The organism is Kitasatospora sp. NPDC049285, from assembly GCF_040678815.1.
Taxonomy (GTDB): Bacteria; Actinomycetota; Actinomycetes; order Streptomycetales; family Streptomycetaceae; genus Kitasatospora.
This window is the reverse complement of record NZ_JBFAQR010000001.1, coordinates 217,681-238,546: the sequence shown is the minus strand read 5'-3', so window position 1 is coordinate 238,546 and position 20,866 is coordinate 217,681. Positions and strand designations below refer to the sequence as shown.

The window sequence follows — 20,866 nt, the reverse complement described above, 5'->3', positions numbered from 1 at the left end:
CGATCGGCCCCCCGCTGAGTGACAGGTTCTGCCTGACGGGGCCACGCTGACAACTTCCGGCGTGCGGGTGCCCGGGCCGGGTACGGGGCGGGTGGTGGTGAACAGGCGGGGTGGGCGCATACTGGTGCTCGACCGACGTAAAGTATGCACTGTCCACATCGACGATGTTTACACCGTAAACCCGAGCAGGAGGCATCGCGACCATGGCCGCCGGTACGCGCTCGTATCATCACGGCAATCTGCGCGCTGCTCTGGTGGAGGCAGGCCTGCGCCTGGCCCGGCAGGGCGGCGAGGCGGCCCTGGGGCTGCGCGAGGTGACCCGGTCCGTCGGCGTCACGCCGAACGCCGCCTACCGGCACTTCGCGGACCGGCGCAGCCTGGTGATGGCGGTCGCCGCGGAGGCCCACGAGCGGCTCGCCCGGGCCATGTTGGAGCAGATGCACGCCGCGCCGCCGGACGACGACCCGGCCGAGACCGCGCTGCGGCACCTGCGCGGCGTGGGCCTGGGCTACATCCAGTTCGCGCTCTCCGAACCCGGCTGGTTCTCGCTGGCCATCCTCACCCAGGAGGAGCGCGGCGAGGGCGACCCGTCGGCGGTCGGCGAGCACGTCCCGCCGCCGTTCCAGCTGCTGCTGGACGCCCTGGACGGGATCGTGGACGCGGGCGCGCTGACGCCCGAGCGCCGCGTCCACGCCGAGTGGGCGTGCTGGTCCGCCGTGCACGGCTTCGCCGACCTGGCCACCCGCGGACCGCTGCGCTACCAGGACCGCGCGGTGATCGACAAGCTGGCCGAGCACGTGGTGGAGACCATCATCGACGGCATCCGCAAGGTGGGCTGACGGCCCATCAGGAGGCCCGGCCGCGCCGCGGTGGGCCCGGCCGTGCCCCCGCACCGTGGTGAGGCCCGGCCGCGCCCCCGCGACGGCCGGCCGCGCCGCCGGCCCGGGGGCAGGCCGACGGCCCGCCGGGCGGATGCCTGACGGGCCGTCACAGGGTCAGCGGGCGGGCCGCAGCACCCGCGCCATCACGCGCGGCCGCATCAGCGCGGTCGGCGGGTCGACCAGCCCGGCCGCCCGCAGGAAGGCCTCCGACAGCTGCTCGTCCTTGACCGCGGCGGCCTGCAGCCGCGGGATGTACTGGTTGCCCAGCCACCACTTCAGGTCGCGCTTGCCCTCCACGCCGTCGAAGCCGAGGTCGGCGCCGGCCGCCATGTCCCACGGCCCGTCGACCACCTTCGCCAGGTCGCGGAAGAACGCGGCCGGCTGCGGCACGCCCTGCTCCAGGTGCCGGCGCAGCACCAGCGACTCGATCGAGGCGACCGTCATGCCCTGCCCGTACACCGGGTTGAAGACGCTCGCCGCGTCACCCATCACCAGCAGCCGCTCGGGGTGCCGGGCCTGCCGCTCGTAGCGGCGGCGGATGCTGGCCGGGAAGTGGAAGGTCATCGCCTCGCCGATCGGCTCGACGTCCTTCACCGCCTTGGCGATCTCCGGGACCGGCAGCGACTCCACGTACGCCATGAACCCGGCGTAGTCGGTGGGCGGCTTGTCGCCGAGGATGCCGGTCAGCGAGATCGCGTACGAGTCGGGCATCCGCGCGAAGATCGCGCCGCGCCGCATCGCCGGGGTGGCGACCGGGATCAGCGCGATGTCGTCGCCGATCGGGTCGAAGCTCAGCGGGCCCTTGAACCACATGGTGGTGTAGGTCAGGTCCATCTTGACCCGCTCCTCCTGCACCTGCGGGTACCCGAGCTCGGTCAGCCAGCGCGGGGTACGGGTGCCGCGGCCGGTGCAGTCGACCACCAGGTCGGCCTCCAGCCGCTGCTCCTCGGAGCCCTCGGCGCGGGCCTGGATCCGGACGCCGGTGATCCGGCCCCCGTCGGGGGTCGCGGTCAGCCCGAGCACGTCGGTGTGCTGAAGGTACGTCACGTTGTCGAAGGCGTTGACCCGCAGCCGGATCCGCTCCTCCAGCAGCGGCCGGCCGGCCGCCACGCAGACCAGTCCGGTCTCCGTCTTCTTCATCATGGAGCCGTTGAAGTACCAGCTGAGGCTGGTGCCGAAGTCGCCGACCGGGACGCCGAGCGAGACCAGCTCCTCGGTGAAGCCGGGGAAGACCTCGTCCAGGATCTGCTTCCCACGGGCCAGCAGCGCGTGGATGTGGTGGCCCTGCGGGATCGCCCGGCGCGGACCGGTCGGGCCGAACAGCTCGTCGCGGTCCACCACCGTGACCTTGCGGTAGGCGTCGGCGAGCATCCGGGCGGCCAGCGACCCGCCTATGCTCCCGCCCAGAACCACCGCGTGATCGCCGACGTAATTGCCCACTGCACGGCCCTCCGAATCGGCTGGAAACCCTCGATGTGGTTTCTCAAGGTACCGGCCGCCGGGCGGAGGCAATTCTTCCAGAATGCTCACTGGACCGACCGCTCTTGTCACCCCGTCAGGCCACTCCATACCGTGGCCCGGGGACGGCGCGGCGGCATCCGGGAATTCCCCGTGAACGGCCGTTGAACCGTCATTTTTCCGTGGGTGCATTGACGATGGAAGGGGCTGTTGGTGGAACCGTTCCGCATCGAGATCCCGCAGGCCGACCTGGACGACCTGCACAGGCGTCTGGACTCGGTCCGCTGGCCGGGCGAGCTGCCGAACCAGGGCTGGAGCCGCGGCGTGCCGCTCTCCTACCTCAAGGACCTGGTCGGGTACTGGCGCACCGGCTACGACTGGCGCAAGCAGGAGGCGCGGCTGAACTCCTTCTCCCAGTTCACCACCGAGATCGACGGGACCCGGGTGCACTTCCTGCACGTCCGCTCCCCCGAGCCGGACGCCACCCCGATGATCGTCACCCACGGCTGGCCGGGCTCCTTCGTGGAGTACCTGGACGTGATCGGCCCCCTGACCGACCCGCGCGCGCACGGCGGCGACCCGTCCGACGCGTACCACCTGGTCATCCCCACCCTCCCGGGCTTCGGCTTCTCCGGCCCGTTCCCCGAACCGGGCTGGAACCTGCCCCGGGTGGCCGGCGCCTGGGCCCAGCTGATGGCCCGCCTCGGCTACGACCAGTACGTGGTCCAGGGTGGCGACCTCGGCGCCTGGACCAGCCTGGTGCTGTCCGCCATCGACCGGCCGCACGTGCTCGGCACGCACGTCAACTTCCTGATCACCCCGCCGTCCGACGACCCGGCGGACCTCGCGGACCTCACCGAGGCGGACTTCGGCCGGCTGGGCCTGCTCGGCCGGTTCGCCACCGAGCTGTCCGGCTACATGAAGATCCAGTCCACCCGCCCGCAGACCCTCTCGTACGCGCTGACCGACTCCCCCGTCGGCCAACTCGCGTGGATCGTCGAGAAGTTCATGGAGTGGGCGGAGACCGAGAAGGTCCCCGAGGACGCGGTCGACCGGGACGCGCTGCTCACCAACGTGATGGTCTACTGGCTGACCAACACCGCCGCGTCGAGCAACAACTTCTACGTCGAGATCGCCGACATCCTGCCCACCGCGCCGGTCCCGCCGGCCGCGCCGCCGCCGCTGGACGTCCCGTTCGGCGTCGCCGTCTACCCGGCGGACCCGGCGCAGCCGATCCGCAAGTTCGCCGACCGCGGGTTCCCGAACATCATCCACTGGGCCGAGTACGACCGCGGCGGCCACTTCCCCGCCCTGGAGGAGCCCGACCTCTTCGTCACCGACCTCCAGGCCTTCAACCGCGCCCTCCGCGACACCCACTGACCCCGCCCACCGAAGAGCCCGCGCAGCATCCCACCCCTGCGCGGGCCCTTCGCCGTACCTCCGTCAGCTCCCGCGCAACGCCCCATCTCCCCGAAACCCCCAGGCCCGCGCAGCGGCACACCCGCGCAGCGAAAAGCCCGCGCAGCGGCACACCCCTGCGCGGGCTCCTCGCCGTATCTCCGTCAGCTCCCGGGCAGCGCCCCCATCTCCCCAAACCCCCAAAGCCCGCGCAGCGTCCCACCCCTGCGCGGGCCTTTCGTCGTACCTCCGTCAGCTCCCGTGCAGGGTGCGGTGGTACGCGGTCGGGTACGTGTAGTCGACGCCGCCGAGCCGGCGGACCGTGGCGCGCAGTTCCTCGTTGCCCAGCCGCATCCGCTCGATGAGCTCCGCATCGCCTGGCGGGGCGGTGCGCTGCAGGCCGAACAGCCAGGTCACCGGGTCGGCGGCCTTCGGCATGCCGGGTGCGCCGAGCAGACCCGTCGGCACGGGGTAGAGCAGCACGTTGCCGCCGAGCCCGAGGTCGCGTTCGCGCAGCCCGGCGAGGCTGTCGGCGATCACCGCCTCGGCGTGCCGCCCGGGCAGCAGCACGTTGCACCGCGGGTGCGGATGGTCCTGCCAGGAGCCGAGCTCGCGCAACTGCGCCTCGAACGGGACGAGCCGGTACAGGAACTGACGGAGCGTCATGTCCTGTCGTTCGAGGGCCTGGTGGGCGAGCCCGTCGAGCAGCGTCGCGTCGTCGGGCTCGTCCGGCGGGTCGTAGGCGGCGAGCGCCTCCAGGGTGTAGCTCCAGCCGTCGGCCTCGGTGTGCCGGGCCTGGCCGATCGTCTGGTCGAAGCGGCGGTCGGCCATCACCCGCAACTGGTCGGCGAGGAACGGCCCGAGCTCGCGGTAGGTCAGCACGTACCGGCGGGCCAGCACGCGGGCCGGGGCGAGGGCGACGGTGGCGCGGGTGATGATGCCGTGCTCGCCCTGGGTGCCGCGCACCGCGTCGAACAGCTTGTCGTTGTGCTCGGCCGAGCAGCTGGTCAACTCACCGTCGGGGGTGACCACTTCGAGTTCGAGGACGCGGTCGGCGATGGCGCCGTGCCGGTGGCTGGCGCCGCCGAACCCTCCGGCCGAGAGGATGCCGCCGACGGTGAGTTCCAGGTAGTCGGGCAGCACCGGCGGGACCAGGCCGACCAGCAGCGCGGCGTCCACCACGGTGCTCCATCGGGCGCCTGCGTCCACCTCGATGCGGTCCGCGCCGATCCGGTGGACCGCGCGCAGCGCGGTCAGGTCGATGACGATGCCGTCGGTCTGCGCCTGCCCGTCGACGGCGTGCCCGGCTCCGCGCGGCACCACGGGGATCCCGCAGCGCCGGCCGAACCGGACCATCGCCGCCACGTCGGTGGCGCCGCCGGGCCGCAGCACGGCCAGCGGCCTGCGGTGCACCCGGTTGCCGAAGTCGCGTGCGGCGGCGTCGAGTTCGGCCTCGCCGACGGACAGTTCACCGCGCAGCGGGGGCAGCTCGACGACGCCCGGGCCGGGCCAGTCGGCCCAGGCCCGGGCGGCGGGCTCGAACCCGATGATCACCTGTCGAACCCGAACGAGCCCAGCAGCGTGGCGCCGCTGGCGTCCGGCGCACCGGCGGCCCGGTCGCCGAAGCCCTTCTGGAACTCCTGGAACGCGGCGGTCTCGGCGAGTCCGTTGCTGCCCTCGTCGATCATCCCGACGTGCACGAAGGTCACGCCGTCGTCGAGCCGGAAGGAGGCGTAGCGGACGCCCTCGGGGTTGTTCTCGGCGAGTTCGGCGAAGACGTTCTCGATGATGCCCTGGTTCTGGTCGGCGGTCTCCGGGCGCATTTCATAGCGGATGACGAATGCCTTGCCCACGGTGGCTCCTGAAGTCGCGAGTAATGGGTCCATCGGATACGCGGTGCCGCAGGGGTATTCCCGCCCCATGCTCGCCGTTCCGGCCGGGGGCGGGAATATCCGGAATTGCTGGGCCGCGAAAACGGCCCGGGGCGAGCCGGGCCGCTTTCGTGACGGGGTGTCAGGAGTGGCGCTCCTGCAGGTGGACGGTCACCTCGGCGCCCGCGTCCTTGCCGACCTGCTTCTTCAGGGCGGCCTTGACGGGCAGCCAGTGCGGTCCCTGGCCGGAGGGCATCAGCGTGGCACTGAACGGGTGGCCGTCGATGGTGCCGGAGACCTTGACCGGGCGGCGGGTGCCGAGCAGTTCGGCGGAGCCGGGAACGGTCACGTAGGTCGGGTAGGCTCCGTCGACCTCGATCGGCGCGGTGAAGGTGGTGTCGAGCACCTGGGCGGGCTTCTCGGTGGCGGCCATGGGTGTGTCCTCCAGGGTGTGGCAGCGGTTCGGGTGGTACGGGGGTTCGTCCCGGCCGGGGGCCGGGACCGGTCAGGCGGCCTGCTTCTCGACCATCTCCGCCATCGGGTTGCGCAGCGTCGGGTCGACCTTCTCGAACAGCAGGAACACCAGGATGCCGCCGATCACCATCAGCGCTCCGCCGACCGTGAAGGCCAGCGTGTAGCCGGAGGTGAACGCGACGTCCGGCGCGGTGCCGTCCATGATCGCGCTCTTGGCGTGCCGGAAGGCCAGCGTGACCAGGGTCGCCAGACCGAGCGCGGAGCCGACCTGCTGCATGGTGGTCTGGACGCCGGACGCCAGGCCGGAGTCCTGGGCGGTGACGCCGTGCAGGGCGGCGTTGGTGGCGGCGGGCATGGTCGCGCCGGCGAAGACGCCGAACACCAGCATGCCGGGCAGGATCCCGCCGGCGTACGAGGAGCTCACGGCCAGGTTGCTGGTGAGGAACAGGCCCACGCCCGCGCCGATGAAGCCGACGCCGACCACCGCCTTGACGCCGACCTTCTGCACCAGCGCGGTGCCCGCGCCGATGCCGATGCCGATGCCGACGCTCAGCGGCAGCCAGGCCAGGCCGCCCTGGAGCGGCGAGTACTTCAGCACCTCCTGCTCGAACAGGGTGAGCATGAAGGTGTAGGAGATGAAGGAGGCCATGAAGAACAGCGAGGTCAGGTTGATGACCGAGCGGGTCCGGTTGGCGAAGAACTCCAGCGGGATCAGCGGGTTCTCCACCCGGCGCTCGATGATCAGCATGGCCAGCAGCAGGGCGACGCCCGCCACCAGCGGGACGACCACCCGCGCCGAGCCCCACGGGTGGTCGGCGGCCTGGAGCAGGCCGAAGACGATGCCGAACAGGCCGAGGGTGGAGGTGATCGCGCCGCCCGCGTCGAGTCCGGTGGAGGCGTCGCGCGCCATCCGGCTCTCGGCGACCATCCGCGGGAGCAGCAACAGGACGACGACGGCGACCGGCAGGTTGATGTAGAAGATCCAGCGCCAGCCGCCGAGGTCGGTCAGCACGCCGGAGAGCACGTAGCCCAGGGTGCCGGCCAGGGCCGCCAGGCCGCCCCACAGGCCGAGCGCCTTGGTGCGCTCCTTGGGGTCGGTGAACAGCAGGGCGAGCAGGCCGAGCGAGGCCGGGGCGGCGATCGCCTCGGCGAGGCCCTGCCCGAACCGTCCGGCGATCATCATGCCCTGGTTGGTGGCGGCGCCGCAGACCGCGGAGGAGACGGTGAAGATCACGACACCGGTGAGCAGCAGCCTGCGCCGACCGTAGAAGTCGGCGAGCCGGCCGCCGAGCAGCAGCAGGCCGCCCGCCATCAGCAGGTAGCCGTTGACCACCCAGGCCAGGCCGGACTGCGAGAAGCCGAGCGACGCCTGGATCTTCGGCAGCGCCACGTTCACGATGGTCATGTCCAGCAGGATCATGAACTGCAGCCCGGCGAGCAGGCCGAGGGCCTTCCACCGCCGGGGGTCTCCGGTGGTCTCCGCGGCGCCTGGCGCCGTCACCTCGGCCCCTTCCGCGGCCGAGCTGGAGTCTACGGTGGACACTCTTGTCTCCCTTGGGTGTGGAATGGGCGTGCCGTCTGCCGGCAGGGCCCGCGCCCGGCGGGCCGGACCTGGATGGATCGGATCAGGGGCCGGTGAGACCGACGGTGTTGCCGTCGGGGTCGTCGAAGACGGCGATCCGGCCGCGGCCGGGCACGGCAACCGGGTCCAGCCGGCGGGTCCCGCCGAGCTTCACCGCCTGCTCCAGCGCGGCCTCGACGTCGTCGACCGGGAAGTACACGACCACCCCGGTGTACGGGCTACCGGGGCCGGCCTGGCCGATGCCGCCGCTCAGCGTCCCGCCCTCGCCGCCGACCAGGGCGTAGGTGTCGTCCAGGACGTGCACCGTCCAACCGAGCAGCTCTTGGTAGAAACCCCGGATTCGCTCGGAGTTCGGAGTCGAGATGTCGAACCACGAAGGCACGTGCGAGTGACTTCCCGGCGCAGTGTCTACGCTGTCTACATTAGCCATGTTCACACCGTATACGCGGGTGCGGCAGTGCGCAACGACCGAGGCCGGCCACCGGTTCCCGCGGCGTGTCGCCCCCGGGCCGGGACCGCCCCGAGTGACTGACGATCAGTCAGTCTCCGTGTCCCACGCCCGCTTCGCGCCCCGGGGACCACTCTCGCACCGAAGGTCAGCAACCCGGAAGGTGCCCGGGATCGACGCGGAGTGATCGGATCTCGCTGATTTCCGCACACACGGATGGGGCACGACATGACGGGTACCTTCTCGCCGCCGAAGCAGCTCAGACCGGAGCAGGTCGCCACCCGGCTGCCGTCACTGACCGGCCTCCGGTGGGTCGCCGCGTTCGCCGTCTGGATCTACCACTCCACCCAGAACGTGGAGAAGCTCACCCTCTTCCGCGACGGCCACTTCAACGACCGACTGCACGCCCTCGCGCTGCCCGGCGGCGGCATCGGCGTCCAGACCTTCTTCGTGCTCAGCGGCTTCGTGCTCACCTGGTCCGCCCGGCCCGGCGACACCGCGCGGGCCTTCTGGCGCCGGCGGCTCGCCAAGGTCTATCCCAACTACCTGTTCACCTTCGCGCTCGCCGCGCTGATGTACGCCGCGGCGATCACCCCGCTCTGGGTGCTGCTGCTGAACCTGGCGATGCTCCAGCCCTGGGTGCCGGACATCAACGCCTTCTTCAGCGTCAACATGCCCAGCTGGTCGGTCGGTGTCGAGGCGCTGTTCTACGCCTCCTTCCCGCTCCTGTACGCCTTCCTGCGCCGCGTCCCGGCCGAGCGGCTGCGGCACTGGATCACCGGCCTGGTGGCCGCCAACGTCGCCGTCCCCGTCCTGCTGTCGCTCTCGCTGCCGAGCAGCCCGCACGTCATCACCGGCCCGGCCTCCGAGCTCCAGCTGTACCTGGCCTACATCTTCCCGCCCTCGCGGCTGCTGGAGTTCGCCCTGGGCATCCTGGTCGCCCGCGCCGTCCAGACCGGGCGCTGGCGCGACATGGGCACGCTGCCGGCCGGTCTGCTGATGGCGGCGAGCTACGTCCTCGCGATGTTCGTCCCGTACCTCTACGGCCTGCGCGCCGTCAGCGTCCTGCCGATCGCCCTGCTGATCGCCGCCGCCGCCAACGCCGACCTCCGGGGGCACCGCACCGTGCTGCGCAGCCGGGTGATGGTGTGGCTCGGCAACATCTCCTACGCCTTCTACCTCTCGCAGTTGCTGGTCTACATGACGGTGCGGTTCTCGCTCGGCCCGGACACCTTCTCCACTCCTGTGAGCTTCGGCATCCTGGCCTTCGACCTGGCCCTCACCCTGGCCGTGTCCACGGGCATGTACTACGGCATCGAGCGCCCGCTGATGCGGCGCTTCGCCCGCCCGCGGCCACGCGCCGGACGGTCCGTCACCGCCTGACGGACCGTCATCGGACGCGCCGGGCAAGGGAATCGGGCGCCCGGCGCGAGCCGGGCACGTAGGATGGCGGCATGGCTGATGGAAACAGCGTCGACGCCACGTCGACCGGAAATGTCCCCGTTCCCGTGTGGTTCGACCTGTCGACCCCCGACTCGGAGCGCGCCCGGAACTTCTACCAGGAACTGTTCGGCTGGCAGGTGAACGCCCTCGACGAGAACTACGCCCTCGTCAGCGGCACCAACGCCCCGCCGACCGGCGGAATCGGCCAGGCCGGCCCCGGGGCCCCGTACACCGGGCTGGTCGCGTACTTCCCGGTCGCCGACGTCGAGGCGGCACTGGCACAGGCCGAGAAGCTGGGCGCCACCCGCACCATGGAGCCCACCCCCACGCCGATGGGCAAGATCGCCGCCTTCACCGACCTCGACGGGAACGTCGTCGGCCTCAAGAGCGCCTGAACCACGACACCGGGGCGGCGCACTCCTCGTCGAGTGCGCCGCCCCGGTGTTGCGTCGCCGCCCGCGCCGAGCACGGTCGCGGGCCTCACCACGTCACGGGCAGGCTCCGCAGCGCGTAGACCACGGTGTCGTCCGCGAACTCCAATTCGCTCTCCGGAACGGCCAGTCGCAGCTTCGGGAAGCGCCGGAGCAGCGCCGGAAAGGCCTCCCGCAGCTCCAGCCGGGCCAGCGGGGCGCCGATGCAGAAGTGCACGCCGTGCCCGAAGGCGAGGTGGCTGGTGGGCGGTCGGGTGACGTCCAGCCGGTCGCCGTCCGCGAGCAGCCGCGGGTCCCGGTTCGCGGTCGCGAGCGCGGGGATGACGAGTTCGCCGGCCTGGATCTTGTGGTCGCCGATGACGGTGTCGCGGGTGGCGATCCGGACGAAGCCGCCGTGCAGCACGCCCACGTAGCGCAGCAGTTCCTCGACCGCCCCGGGGACGGCCGCGGGGTGGTCCCGGACCAGGGCGAGCTGCTCCGGGTGGCGCAGCAGGGCGAGGGTGCCGAGCGAGAGCATCTGGGTGGTGGTCTCGTGGCCGGCGATCAGCAGTGCGTTGGCGAGGCCGACCAGTTCGTCGTCGGTGAGCTCGTTGCCGCCGGTGCCGGGGCCGTACTCGCGCAGCAGCATCCCGATCACGTCGTCGCTGGGGTTCTCGCGGTGATGGGCGATCAGTTCCCGGTTCACCCAGCCCGCCTCGCCGAGGCGGCGCAGCTCGTTGAGCGGGCTGGACGGGCCGTCGGGCGGGGAGTAGGTGGTCCAGAAGCGTTCGCGCTCGGCCTCGGGGACGCCCAGGAGTTCGCAGATCACCATCACCGGGACGACCTTGGAGAACATCGCGACCAGGTCGACCGGCGGGCCGGCCTGCTCGATGGCGTCCAGCGCGGTGTTGATGATCTCCACCACGCGGGGGCGGAGCCGCTCGACCCGCCGGGAGGTGAACCAGGCGGTGACCATCTTGCGCAGCCGGGTGTGCTCGGGCGGGTCCAGCATGATCAGGTTGCCGACCTTGCGGCGGCGGTTGACCTCGTCGAGGTCGAAGCCTCGCTCCAGGAGCACGGGCGGGAGCGGCACGGTCCCGACGTGGAAGCCGTCGGTGTCGGAGAGTTGGGCCCGCACGTCGTCGTAGCGGGTGATCAGGGTGGCCTCCTGGCCGAACGCGTCGACCACCTGGCCGAGTTCACCGCCGTCGCGGAGCCGTGCGACCTCGTCGGCGAGGTCGAGTCCGCGGCGGGTGCCGGACAGCAGCATCGGGCATCCGCCCGTCGGAGCGGGTGCCCCGCTGTCGCCGTCGGCAGTGTCCTGGAGCTGTGTCATGCCGTTCATGGTGTGCGTACCCCTCGATCGCGCCGTGGTGCCCGGTCGTGCGCGGATGCGTCGGCGTCGGGCCGCACGTGCGGCCCGACGCGGTCGCTCCGTCCCTCAGGCGGCCTCGCCCGAGAAGAACTCCGTGTAGACCGGTGCTCCGCTCTTCTGGTTGAACAGGTGGCCCTCGCCCTCCATGACGATCAGCTTGGCGCCCGGGATCTCCTTGGAGACCTCGGCGCAGGCGTTGCGGATCGCGGCGGAGGAGTCGGTGCCGGTCAGGATCAGGGTCGGGACCTGGACCTTGGGCAGGATCGCGTGCGGGACGTCGTTGTACTCGACGCTGATGATGGCGTCGTAGAGCGCGGACGGCGCCATCGACTCGAAGGCGGCCCACGCCGGGTGCTGCTTGAAGTAGTCGAGGCGGTCCTCGGTGATGAACCGGACCATGTCCTTGGCGAAGATGGTGACCGCCTCCTCGCGGCGGTCCTCCTCGATGTACACCTTGAGCTGGGCGATCTGCTCGGGGGTGGCCTTCGGCGAGTTGTACGGCGGCTCGTACAGGCCGAGCTTGGCCATCGGCACGCCCTGGGCGGCGGCCTCGATGGCGATCATGCCGCCGGTGCAGTTGGCGAAGACCGAGGTCGGCTCGCCGGTCTCGGCGATGACCGCGGCGAGGTCCTCGATCTCCTTCTGCATGCTGAACTGCTCGGGGTCGCCGTACTCGCTGTCGCCCCGGCCGCGGCGGTCGTAGTTGTAGACCGTGAAGTGGTCCGACAGCAGCGTCGCGAACGGGGTGAACATGGCGCGGTCGTTGAGGCCGCCGCCGATCACCACGACGGCGGGGCCGCTGCCGGACTTCTCGTAGGCGATGGTGGTGCCGTCGGCCGACCGCACGGTCCTGACCTCGAGGTCGCGCGGGCCCATGTAGTCGTCGTCGAGGGGCAGGCCCTCGGGTGCCACGCCGTGGTCTTCCGCCGTCTCGTCAACTGCCATTGCCGGTCTCCTTCGTGGGTGCCTGACCTTCGTGGACCTATGCGGGCCCGGGCGCCCCGCGGGTGCGGGGCGCCCGGGCCCGCCGGGGGTGTTACGCGGCGCTCGGAACCTTGGCCCGCAGGCGGACCGGGATGTTCGCGTGGCCGTTGACGACGAAGCTGCCCTGGCCGACCAGCTCGTCGCGGGAGACCGCGAGCTGCATCTCCGGGAAGCGGCGGAACAGCTCCGGGATGCCGATCATCCACGCGTGCTTGGCGAGCCGGGCGCCGAGGCAGTAGTGGACGCCGTGGCCGAAGGACAGGTTGGTCTTGTCCTCGCGCATCGGGTCGAACTCGTCCGCGGTGTCGCCGTGGATCGACGGGTCGCGGCCGATGCCCGCGAAGTCGACCAGGATCGGGTCGCCCTTGGCGATCTTCATGCCGCCGAGCTCGAAGTCCTCGGTGGCGTAGCGGAAGGGCAGGTGGGCGACCGGGGACTCGACCCGCAGGGTCTCCTCCCAGACGTTCTCCCACGGGATCTCGCCGGAGACGACCTTCTCGCGCAGGTCGGCGTCGGCCAGCAGGGCCACGGAGGCGTGGGCGAGCGCGTTGACCAGGGTCTCGGAGCCGGCGCCGAGCAGCAGGTGCAGGGTGCCCAGCAGCTCGGAGTGGCTGAGGCGGGAGTCGTTGTCGCGGGCGGCGATCAGGCCCGACGTCAGGTCGTCGGCGGGGTTGGCCCGCTTGAAGTCGACCAGGTTGGAGATGGCCTCCTGCCACTGGTACAGGTTGGCCTCGGCCTCCTCGGGGCTGATCCGGGTGTCGATGTTCTTGTGGCCGCCGACCAGCACCTCGGCGCGGGTCTCCTCGGGCACGCCGAAGAGGTCGCACATCAGGCGGGTGGGCAGCTCCGCGTGGAACCAGCCCTTGAGGTCGAGGATCTCGTCCTGGTTGGCCTCCATCGCGTCGAGAAGGTCCTTGACGGTCTTCTCGATGTGCGGCTTCATGGCCTCCACGCGGCGCTCGGTGAACGCCTTGAGGAGCAGCCGGCGCAGCCGGCCGTGGTCCTCGCCGTCCTGGGTGGCCATGGTGTCCATGGCGATCCAGGTGATCAGCGGCCAGCCGTTGGAGATCTCGCCGTTGATGTACTTCGGCCAGTTCTTGCGCGGGTTCTTGGAGAACCGCTCGTCGCCCATGATCTGCTTGCCGAGCGCGTAGTCGTGGACGGACCACGCCTTCACGCCGTCGGCGAGCTCGACCAGCGCGATCGGGCCCTGCTCTCGCAGCGCCTTGGTCTCCCCGTGGGTGTCGGCGCCATCGGGGTCGAGGCGATAGGGGCACACATCGTTGGACATGGAACGCGACCTCCACCAGCAGTCTTCGGAATGATGGGCTGTCAGTGGACCGGCTGGGCACGGGAGTTGCACCGCGCGGTGCCGAACAGCCTGGTCCAGCACTCGAGTTGTTCGATCCGCTGCTCACGCTAGCCGTCCCCCGGGGGCGGAACATCTTCGCGATTGCGCACCGGACGGGCGCCGGGGCGGCCGGAGCGGGCAGGTCGGATCGGCAAGAAGGGAGAAGCCGCACCTGATCACCGCGTGCCACCGTATGGGCAGCTTCGATCACGAAGGAGAACGGATGTCTACCGTCAAACCGGCCCCGGTGCCCACCACGTCCCCCGCGCCCGGCGAACCGGCCGACCTCGGCACGGGCGCCGCTCACCGCTGGGCACTGGGCGGGATTCTTCTGCTGGCGCTGCTGTTGTACGTGTGGGCGATCGATGCCGGCGGGTTCGGCAACGCATACTACTCGGCGGCAGTGAAGTCGATGACCCGTTCTCCGGGCAATTTCCTCTTCGGGGCCTTCGATCCGGTCGGGGTGGTCTCCACCGACAAGCCGCCGATGTCGCTGTGGCCGCAGGCGCTGACGGTGCTGGTGTTCGGCTTCCACTCCTGGACGGTGCTGCTGCCGCAGGCGGTCGAGGGGGTGGCCGCCGTGTTCCTGCTGCACCGCACGGTGCGCCTGTGGGCGGGTGAGCGGGTGGCGCTGCTGGCCGCGCTGATCCTGACCCTGACACCGGTGACGGTGGCGATCGACCGGGACAACAACACCGACGCCCTGCTGGTGCTGCTGCTGCTGGCCGCGGCCTACGCGTTCACCCGGTCGGTGCTGGCCGCAGCGATCCGCTCACGGCGCAACTGGCTACTGGCGTGCGGGTTCTGGATCGGCTGCGGGTTCTCCACCAAGTGGTTGGAGGCGTGGATCCTGCTGCCCGGGCTGACGCTCGCCTTCCTGGTGTGCACGGCCGGCCCGGTACGACGCAGGGTGCTCGACCTGCTGGCGGCGGGCGGGGTCCTGCTGGTGTCCTCGTTCTGGTGGCCGGTGCTGCACGACCTGTGGCCGGGCCACACGCCGTTCGTGGACGCCTCGACCGACGGCAGCGCGCTCCAGGTGATCTTCGGGTACAACGGCTTCGGCAAGATCTTCGACTTCGGCCAGGTCTACAACGGCGGCGGCATCAACGTCGCGCTCGGCATGGTCGGCATGGGCGGCGGCGAGCCGGTGGTCACCCGGATGTTCTCCCCGGAGGTCGGCGGGCAGATCTCCTGGCTGCTGCCGCTGAGCCTGCTGGCGCTGGGGGCGGTCGGCGCGTCCGGGTACCGGCGGCTGTGGTTCCGGCAGCCGGGTGACGCGGCGGAGCGGGCGGGCTGGCTGTTGTGGGGCAGCTGGCTGGTCGTCACCGCCGCGGTGTTCAGCTTCGTCCAGGGCATCTGGCACCCGTACTACACCGCGATGCTGGCCCCGGCGGTGGCCGCCGTCTCGGCCGCCGGCCTGGCCCGGCTGTGGCGGGACTACCGGGAGGCCTCGGGCCGCGGCTGGACGCTGCTCCCGCTGGGCGTCGCGCTGACCACGGCCTGGGCGTTCGTGCTGGTCTCCCGGGACACCTCCTGGTACGGTTGGACCCGCTGGGCGGTCGCGGCGCTCGCGGCGCTCGCCCTCGCCGGCCTGCTCCTCGGTCGCCTCGCGCCGGGCCGAGCCCGCTCCCTCGGGCGTCCCGCCATGGTGCTCGCCGTGGTGTCGGTGCTGTTCACCACCGCGGTCTGGTCGGCGGGTACCGCCCTCGAACACGGCACCAACGGCGGCTTCCCGTCCGCCGGTCCGCCGAACCGGAAGCTGGACGCGATGCTGCACGGACGGCTCGCGTTCGTGGTCGAGCTGCCCTCCGTGATGTTCGAGTCCGGCGGGACGGGCGCGGCGGCCGCGGCCGGCATCCAGCCCACCGGCGGCGGCAACCTGCCCGCCGGCGCTCCCCCGAAGCTGGACTTCCGCCTCGCCCCCGAGCAGTACCGCCGCCAGCCCGCCCGCGGTGCGGGCCTCGGCGGCGCGGAACTCTCCGGCGAGAACCGCAGGGCCCTGGACTACGCGGTCGCGCACGCCGACGGCGCGCAGATCGCGCTCGCCGTGGAGGGCGGCGGGATCGCCGCCGCGCAGTTCATCGTCGACTCCGACGCCACGGTGGTCGGCATGGGGGGCTACCTCGGCGCCGACAACGTCCCCTCGGTCGACCAGCTGACCGGCTGGATCGCTGACGGCAGGCTGCGGTTCGTCCTGTCCGCGGCCCCCGGCGCGCCCCGGCGGGGAGGGATCGCCGGCATGGGCGGCGAGGCCCAGCGCCGGCGGGTCGCCTTCGTCCAGCAGCACTGCCAGGCCGTCGACCCGGCCGCGTACGGCGGCACGGCTCCCGACACCGACGGCAAGCTGCCCTTCCCCAGCTTCGCCGACTCCGTGCTGTACCGCTGCGGCTGAACGGCCCCGATCGCCCACCCCGGACCCCCGCTGAGGAGGCGCCAGCCATGGATTTCCCGCCCACGCTGTCCGTCGTCGTCCCGATGTACGACGAGGAGGACGCCATCCCGGCCCTCGTCGCCCGCCTGCGCCCGGTCCTCGACGGCTGCGGCGTCGACTACGAGGTGGTGGCGGTGGACGACGGCAGCAAGGACCGCACTGCCTCTGCCCTGCTGAAGGAGCGCCACCGCTGGCCGCAGCTGCGTCTGGTCCGGCTGCGCCGCAACAGCGGCCACCAGGCGGCACTGACCGCGGGCCTGCACCTGGCCCGCGGCGCCTGGGTGGTCAGCATCGACGCCGATCTGCAGGACCCGCCCGAGGCGATCCCCGAGATGCTGGCGCTGGCCCGCGGCCGGGGCGTCGACGTCGTCTACGGGGTGCGCTCCGACCGCAGCACCGACACCGCGTTCAAGCGGCACACCGCAGGCGTCTACTACCGCCTGATGGGCCGTCTGCTGGACATCGAGGTGCCCGCGCACGCCGGCGACTTCCGACTGCTCAGCCGCGCCGTGGTCGAGGTGCTGCGCGAACTGCCCGAACGCACGCCGGTGTACCGGCTGCTGGTGCCCTCCCTCGGGTTCCCCAGCGCAGAACTGCGGTACGCCCGGGAGGAGCGGGTCGCCGGGCGCACCAAGTACCCGCTGCGCCGGATGATCGCCCTCGCCTGGGACAGCACGGCGGGCTTCTCCTCGGCGCCGCTGCGGATCGCCACCTGGCTGGGCGGGTTCAGCTTCACCGCCTGCCTGCTGCTGGCCGCCTTCGCCCTGGCCGGGTTCGCCGCGGGCGCGGCCATCCCCGGCTGGACCTCGCTGTTCCTCGCGGTGCTGCTGCTGTCAGCCTTGCAGCTGATCTGCCTCGGCCTGCTCGGCGCGTACGTCGCCCGGATCTTCGCCGCCGTACAGAATCGCCCCGTGTACCACGTCGGTTTCGACTCCGCCGAGAAGTCGCCGCGCCCCGCCGGGCTGCCGGCCCGGCGGGCCTCGTCGTGAACGGGTGACCCGGGTGTGCACGCCAACCGATCCGATGGAACGTCATGTCCCCCCACCTGAGAGGACGCACTGATGCGAGCCGCTGAGATCCGCCGGATGACCGAGGTCGAGGAGCGGCACTGGTGGTTCCGGGAGAAGAGACGGCTGCTGGCCCGCGAGCTGCGCGGGCTCGGTCCGGCCGGACGGGCGCTGGACATCGGCGCCGCGGGCGGTGGCAACAGCCGGGTGCTGCTGGAGCACGGCTGGCGGACCGTGGTCGCCGACCTGTCCGAGACGGCGGTGCAGATCGCCCGCGAGCGGGGCCTGGACGCGCACCGCGCGGACGCCCGCGAACTCCCTTGGGAGGACGGCTCGTTCGACCTGGTGACGGCGTTCGAGATCCTGGAGCACATCGAGGAGGACCACCTCGCCGCCGCCGAGATCCTGCGGGTCCTGCGCCCCGGCGGCACCGCGCTGCTGACCGTCCCGGCGGACATGCGGCTGTGGTCGGCGCACGACGAGGCGGTCGACCACGTCCGCCGCTACGACCGCGCGGGGCTCTCCGCGGTGCTGACCGGCGCGGGCCTGGTGATCGACGAGCTGTACAGCTGGAACGTGCTGCTGCGGCCGCTGGTCGCACTGCACCGCCGGCGCTCCACCTCCAGCGACATCGACGCGCCGCCGCCCGCGCCGATCAACGCGCTGTTCGGCGGCCTGGTGGCGGCCGAGCGGTACCTGCCGGTGCGCTCGCTCAGCGGCGTCTCGCTGATCGTCCGCGCGCACCGCCCGACCGCGCCGCACCCGCGGGTCGCCACCGCCTGAACAACCGTCAGGACCCGCCTCCCCGAAGGGAGGCGGGTCCTGACGCGTGGTCGGAGCTCAGAGCGCCTCGGTGGCCTCGGCGTCCAGCAGGCGGGCGATCTGCGAGCGCAGCGCCTTCTTGTCGACCTTGCCGATCGGGGTGGCGGGCATGGTGTCGGCGAGCACCAGCCGCTCCGGAAGCTTGAAGCGGGCCACCCCGGCGTCCAGCAGCACCGACCGGACCTCGTCCAGGGTGACCCTCCGTCCGGCCTTCGGCACCACGAACAGGCAGACCGTCTCGCCGAGTTCGGCGTCCGGCATGGCGACCGCGGCGGCCTGGTCGACGGCGTCCAGTTGGTGCGCGAAGTTCTCGATCTCCTCGGCGTTGATCTTCTCGCCGCCGCGGTTGATCACGTCCTTCTCCCGGCCGGCCACGATCAGGTTGCCCTCGGGGGTGCGGCGCACCACGTCGCCGGTGACGTACCAGCCGTCCTCGGTGAAGGCGCGGGCGTTGAGGTCCGGCGAGGCGTAGTAGCCGCGCAGCGTGTAGGGGCCGCGGGTGAGCAGCAGGCCGGGCTCGCCGGGCGGCACCTCGACGCCCGTCTCGTCGACGATCAGCACCTCGTCGTCGGGGCTGACCGGGCGGCCCTGGGTGTGGTGCAGCACCTGCTCGGGGTCGTCGAGGCGGGTCAGGCAGAGCAGGCCCTCGCCCATGCCGAACACCTGCATCAGGGTGCAGCCCAGCTTGGGGCCGATCTGCCGGGCCACCGCGGGGGCCAGCCGCGCGGCGCCGACCTGGAGCAGCGTCAGCGCGGACAGGTCGAGGTCGGGGTGCTCGTCGCGGAACTGCAGCCAGCGCTGCACGATGGCCGGGACGGCGGCGGTGGTGGTGACCCGTTCGCGGGCGGCGATGGCGAGCGCGGTCTCGGGGGCGGGCGAGGCGGTGATCACCACCCGGCCGCCGTTGATCAGGGCGCCGAGCACGCCGGGGCCGGTGTTGGGGAAGCCGTGGCCGAGCGGCAGGGTGGCCAGGTAGACGGTGTCCGGGCCGTAGGCGCAGATCTCGGCGGCCTGCCCGATCATGTAGCACAGGTCGTTGTTGGTCCGGGGTATCACCTTCGGCAGGCCGGTGGTGCCGCCGGACAGCAGGAACATCGCGACGGCGTCCCCGGCGGGCGTCGCGGCGTCGAGTGCGGCGGCCGCCGCCTCCGGGTCCTCGGCGGGCGCCAGCAGTGCGTGCAGGTCGAGGCTCCCGTCCCGCAGTTCACCGCCCGCGACCAGCACGTGGCGCACGCTCGGCACCGCCGCGGCGACCTCGTGCGCCATCGCCTGGTGGTCGAAGTCCTTGACCGCGCCGGGCACCACCAGCACCCGGGCCTCGGTGTGCGCGGCGACGCCGGCCATCTCGTGCCGGCGGTGCTGCGGCAGCGTCCACACCGGCAGCGCGCCGAGCCGCAGGCAGGCCACCGAGAGCACCACGTGCTCCCAGCAGTTGGCCAGTTGGACCACGACCCGGTCGTCGGGGCGCACCCCGAGTCCGGCCAGCCGCTGCGCCGCGCCGTCGGCCCGGGCCAGCAGTTCGCCGAAGGTGATCCGCAGCTCGCCGTCGACCAGGCAGACGGCGTCCGGGGTCCGGCGCGCCGCGGCGGCCAGCAGCGCGCTCAGCGAACCCCCGGCCCACAGGCCCTTCGCGGTGTACCGGGCGGCGAACTCGGCGGGCCAGGGCACCGACCCGGCGCGGCTCGACCGTACAGCTGTCTCGGACATGACTGCTCCTCAACTCGTCGGAAACTCGCCGGACGGCTTCGACACCGGTGCGGCTCCGCGCTCGCAGCGACCCGGCCGACGGTGCCCTCGGGGCAGCCTAGGGAGCCCGGCCGGTGTCGGGCGTCTCGGCGCTTGCTGATCCCGGAGCGGCCGGCCCGCGCGGGCGGCCGGCCATGCCGCACGACGGGAGTTGTCCGCCCCGCGCACCGGACCGGAGGCTGGGCAGCACGCACCCGAACGCGCCGCCGAAGACCGTCCGCTGACGGTCCGTCACGACGCGGCCCCCAGTCAGAAAGGAAGCCTCCGTGGCCGACTCCCAGGACGTCTTCTCCGACCTGATCGCCGAGGGCAAGGACCTCGACCGGCTGGTGGCCGGCCTGGACGAGGCGGGCTGGGCGACGCCCACCCCGGCGGAGGGCTGGACGGTCGCCCACCAGATCGCCCACCTGACCACGATCTTCAAGATGGCCGCGCTGTCCGCGACCGACGCCCAGGCCTTCGTCGACTACGTCACGCCGCTGGCCGGCGACTTCAACGGCTCCGTGAACAAGATCCTGGTGCCCTACCTGGAGCTGGGCAACGAGAAGCTGCTGACCGCCTGGCGCGAGGAGCGGGAGGCCGCCGAGCAGGCGCTGGTCAAGGTGCCGGCCGGCCAGGTGGTGCCGTGGCTGGTCCGCCCGCTGCCCGCGCCGGTGCTGGCCGCGGCCGGCCTGATGGAGCTGTTCGGGCACGGCCAGGACGTCGCCGACGCGCTCGGCGTCAAGCGCGAGTACACCGACCGGGTCGGGCACCTCGCCTGGTTCGCCGTCCGCACCTGGGACTTCGGCTACCAGGCCCGCGGCGAGGCCACCCCCGAGGTGGAGTTCCGGTTCGAGCTGACCGGCCCGTCCGGCGTCGAGTGGAACTTCGGCCCGGAGGACGCGGCCCAGCGGATCACCGGCTCCGCCGCCGACTTCTGCCTGCTGGTCACCCGCCGCCGCCACCGCGCCGACCTCGACGTCACCGCCGTCGGCCCGGACGCCGACCACTGGCTGGACATCGCCCAGGCCTACCGCGGGCCGGCCGGCCCGGGCCGCCGGCCGGGGCAGTTCGCCCACCTGCACTGACACCCCGTCATCCGGCGGGAGCCCAACGGCGGCTCGGAGGTCTCCTCCTGACCCGCCGTCGGGCTGCCCGGCGAGCGGGGGCGGTCTGGACACCGGAGGTGCACAACCTATGCTGGTG

Annotated in this window: 18 protein-coding genes; 8 read left to right on the top strand and 10 right to left on the bottom strand. The window is 72.1% G+C overall.

Annotation, left to right across the window (positions count from 1 at the left end; translation table 11 throughout):
• Window positions 1-203 precede the first annotated feature (203 nt).
• Window positions 204-839: a TetR/AcrR family transcriptional regulator gene (locus AB0K51_RS01045; protein ID WP_363449050.1), complete on the top strand. Its 636-nt coding sequence runs from the start codon at window positions 204-206 to the stop codon at window positions 837-839.
• A gap of 156 nt (window positions 840-995) precedes the next feature.
• Here AB0K51_RS01045 and AB0K51_RS01040 read toward each other — a convergent pair whose 3' ends face one another.
• Complete coding sequence (locus tag AB0K51_RS01040) at window positions 996-2,321, bottom strand: FAD-dependent oxidoreductase (protein WP_363449048.1); 1,326 nt, start codon at window positions 2,319-2,321, stop codon at window positions 996-998.
• Between the two features lie 231 nt (window positions 2,322-2,552).
• Here AB0K51_RS01040 and AB0K51_RS01035 point away from each other — a divergent pair, with 231 nt between their 5' ends.
• Window positions 2,553-3,719: an epoxide hydrolase family protein gene (locus AB0K51_RS01035; RefSeq protein ID WP_363449338.1), complete on the top strand. Its 1,167-nt coding sequence runs from the start codon at window positions 2,553-2,555 to the stop codon at window positions 3,717-3,719.
• 270 nt (window positions 3,720-3,989) lie between these two features.
• Here the strand turns inward: AB0K51_RS01035 and AB0K51_RS01030 are convergent, their stop codons facing one another.
• The 5 genes from AB0K51_RS01030 to AB0K51_RS01010 all read right to left on the bottom strand — a co-directional run bounded on the left by AB0K51_RS01030 (window position 3,990) and on the right by AB0K51_RS01010 (window position 8,046).
• Window positions 3,990-5,291 (bottom strand): FAD-binding protein, encoded by a 1,302-nt coding sequence (locus tag AB0K51_RS01030; protein ID WP_363449046.1) that lies wholly within the window; start codon window positions 5,289-5,291, stop codon window positions 3,990-3,992.
• Window positions 5,288-5,590: a hypothetical protein gene (locus tag AB0K51_RS01025; protein ID WP_363449044.1), complete on the bottom strand. Its 303-nt coding sequence runs from the start codon at window positions 5,588-5,590 to the stop codon at window positions 5,288-5,290. Before AB0K51_RS01025 ends, AB0K51_RS01030 begins: the two co-directional genes overlap by 4 nt.
• Before the next feature lie 160 nt (window positions 5,591-5,750).
• Window positions 5,751-6,041: a DUF1905 domain-containing protein gene (locus tag AB0K51_RS01020; RefSeq protein ID WP_363449042.1), complete on the bottom strand. Its 291-nt coding sequence runs from the start codon at window positions 6,039-6,041 to the stop codon at window positions 5,751-5,753.
• Window positions 6,042-6,113: 72 nt separating this feature from the next.
• Window positions 6,114-7,625 carry an MFS transporter gene (locus AB0K51_RS01015; protein ID WP_363449040.1) on the bottom strand — a complete coding sequence of 504 codons (1,512 nt, stop codon included), beginning with the start codon at window positions 7,623-7,625 and terminating at the stop codon, window positions 6,114-6,116.
• A gap of 82 nt (window positions 7,626-7,707) precedes the next feature.
• Window positions 7,708-8,046 carry a VOC family protein gene (locus AB0K51_RS01010; protein WP_363449038.1) on the bottom strand — a complete coding sequence of 113 codons (339 nt, stop codon included), beginning with the start codon at window positions 8,044-8,046 and terminating at the stop codon, window positions 7,708-7,710.
• A 294-nt stretch (window positions 8,047-8,340) separates the two neighbouring features.
• Here AB0K51_RS01010 and AB0K51_RS01005 point away from each other — a divergent pair, with 294 nt between their 5' ends.
• Window positions 8,341-9,495: an acyltransferase gene (locus AB0K51_RS01005; protein ID WP_363449036.1), complete on the top strand. Its 1,155-nt coding sequence runs from the start codon at window positions 8,341-8,343 to the stop codon at window positions 9,493-9,495.
• A gap of 71 nt (window positions 9,496-9,566) precedes the next feature.
• On the top strand, window positions 9,567-9,950 hold the full coding sequence (locus tag AB0K51_RS01000; protein ID WP_363449034.1) for a VOC family protein: 384 nt from the start codon (window positions 9,567-9,569) through the stop codon (window positions 9,948-9,950).
• Between the two features lie 85 nt (window positions 9,951-10,035).
• On the opposite strand, the gene AB0K51_RS00995 is transcribed toward AB0K51_RS01000, so the two are convergent.
• The 3 genes from AB0K51_RS00995 to AB0K51_RS00985 form a co-directional block, all read right to left on the bottom strand.
• Entirely contained in the window at window positions 10,036-11,301 is a 1,266-nt protein-coding gene (locus AB0K51_RS00995; protein ID WP_363449032.1) for a cytochrome P450, read from the bottom strand.
• Between the two features lie 105 nt (window positions 11,302-11,406).
• Entirely contained in the window at window positions 11,407-12,285 is an 879-nt protein-coding gene (locus AB0K51_RS00990; RefSeq protein WP_363449030.1) for an alpha/beta hydrolase, read from the bottom strand.
• Between the two features lie 91 nt (window positions 12,286-12,376).
• Window positions 12,377-13,615: a cytochrome P450 gene (locus AB0K51_RS00985; RefSeq protein WP_363449028.1), complete on the bottom strand. Its 1,239-nt coding sequence runs from the start codon at window positions 13,613-13,615 to the stop codon at window positions 12,377-12,379.
• Between the two features lie 283 nt (window positions 13,616-13,898).
• On the opposite strand from AB0K51_RS00985, the gene AB0K51_RS00980 reads away from it, so the two are divergent.
• The 3 genes from AB0K51_RS00980 (at window position 13,899) to AB0K51_RS00970 (ending at window position 17,896) form a co-directional block, all read left to right on the top strand.
• Complete coding sequence (locus AB0K51_RS00980; RefSeq protein WP_363449026.1) at window positions 13,899-16,067, top strand: glycosyltransferase family 39 protein; 2,169 nt, start codon at window positions 13,899-13,901, stop codon at window positions 16,065-16,067.
• A gap of 47 nt (window positions 16,068-16,114) precedes the next feature.
• Entirely contained in the window at window positions 16,115-17,095 is a 981-nt protein-coding gene (locus AB0K51_RS00975) for a glycosyltransferase family 2 protein (protein ID WP_363449024.1), read from the top strand.
• Window positions 17,096-17,167: 72 nt separating this feature from the next.
• A complete protein-coding gene (locus AB0K51_RS00970; RefSeq protein WP_363449022.1) occupies window positions 17,168-17,896 on the top strand; it encodes a class I SAM-dependent methyltransferase in 729 nt (242 codons plus the stop codon).
• A 57-nt stretch (window positions 17,897-17,953) separates the two neighbouring features.
• Here the strand turns inward: AB0K51_RS00970 and AB0K51_RS00965 are convergent, their stop codons facing one another.
• Entirely contained in the window at window positions 17,954-19,642 is a 1,689-nt protein-coding gene (locus AB0K51_RS00965; RefSeq protein WP_363449020.1) for an AMP-binding protein, read from the bottom strand.
• 305 nt (window positions 19,643-19,947) lie between these two features.
• On the opposite strand from AB0K51_RS00965, the gene AB0K51_RS00960 reads away from it, so the two are divergent.
• A complete protein-coding gene (locus AB0K51_RS00960) occupies window positions 19,948-20,748 on the top strand; it encodes a TIGR03084 family metal-binding protein (protein WP_363449018.1) in 801 nt (266 codons plus the stop codon).
• Window positions 20,749-20,866 lie beyond the last annotated feature (118 nt).

Bases quoted from the DNA above. Each gene is read 5' to 3' on its own strand.
- AB0K51_RS00985 (WP_363449028.1), bottom strand. From the start codon at position 13,615: ATGTCCAACGATGTGTGCCCCTATCGCCTCGACCCCGATGGCGCCGAC.
- AB0K51_RS01020 (WP_363449042.1), bottom strand. From the start codon at position 6,041: ATGGCCGCCACCGAGAAGCCCGCCCAGGTGCTCGACACCACCTTCACC.
- AB0K51_RS00975 (WP_363449024.1), top strand. From the start codon at position 16,115: ATGGATTTCCCGCCCACGCTGTCCGTCGTCGTCCCGATGTACGACGAG.
- AB0K51_RS00965 (WP_363449020.1), bottom strand. From the start codon at position 19,642: ATGTCCGAGACAGCTGTACGGTCGAGCCGCGCCGGGTCGGTGCCCTGG.
- AB0K51_RS00980 (WP_363449026.1), top strand. From the start codon at position 13,899: ATGTCTACCGTCAAACCGGCCCCGGTGCCCACCACGTCCCCCGCGCCC.
- AB0K51_RS00990 (WP_363449030.1), bottom strand. From the start codon at position 12,285: ATGGCAGTTGACGAGACGGCGGAAGACCACGGCGTGGCACCCGAGGGC.
- AB0K51_RS01000 (WP_363449034.1), top strand. From the start codon at position 9,567: ATGGCTGATGGAAACAGCGTCGACGCCACGTCGACCGGAAATGTCCCC.
- AB0K51_RS01005 (WP_363449036.1), top strand. From the start codon at position 8,341: ATGACGGGTACCTTCTCGCCGCCGAAGCAGCTCAGACCGGAGCAGGTC.
- AB0K51_RS00995 (WP_363449032.1), bottom strand. From the start codon at position 11,301: ATGACACAGCTCCAGGACACTGCCGACGGCGACAGCGGGGCACCCGCT.
- AB0K51_RS00970 (WP_363449022.1), top strand. From the start codon at position 17,168: ATGCGAGCCGCTGAGATCCGCCGGATGACCGAGGTCGAGGAGCGGCAC.
- AB0K51_RS01045 (WP_363449050.1), top strand. From the start codon at position 204: ATGGCCGCCGGTACGCGCTCGTATCATCACGGCAATCTGCGCGCTGCT.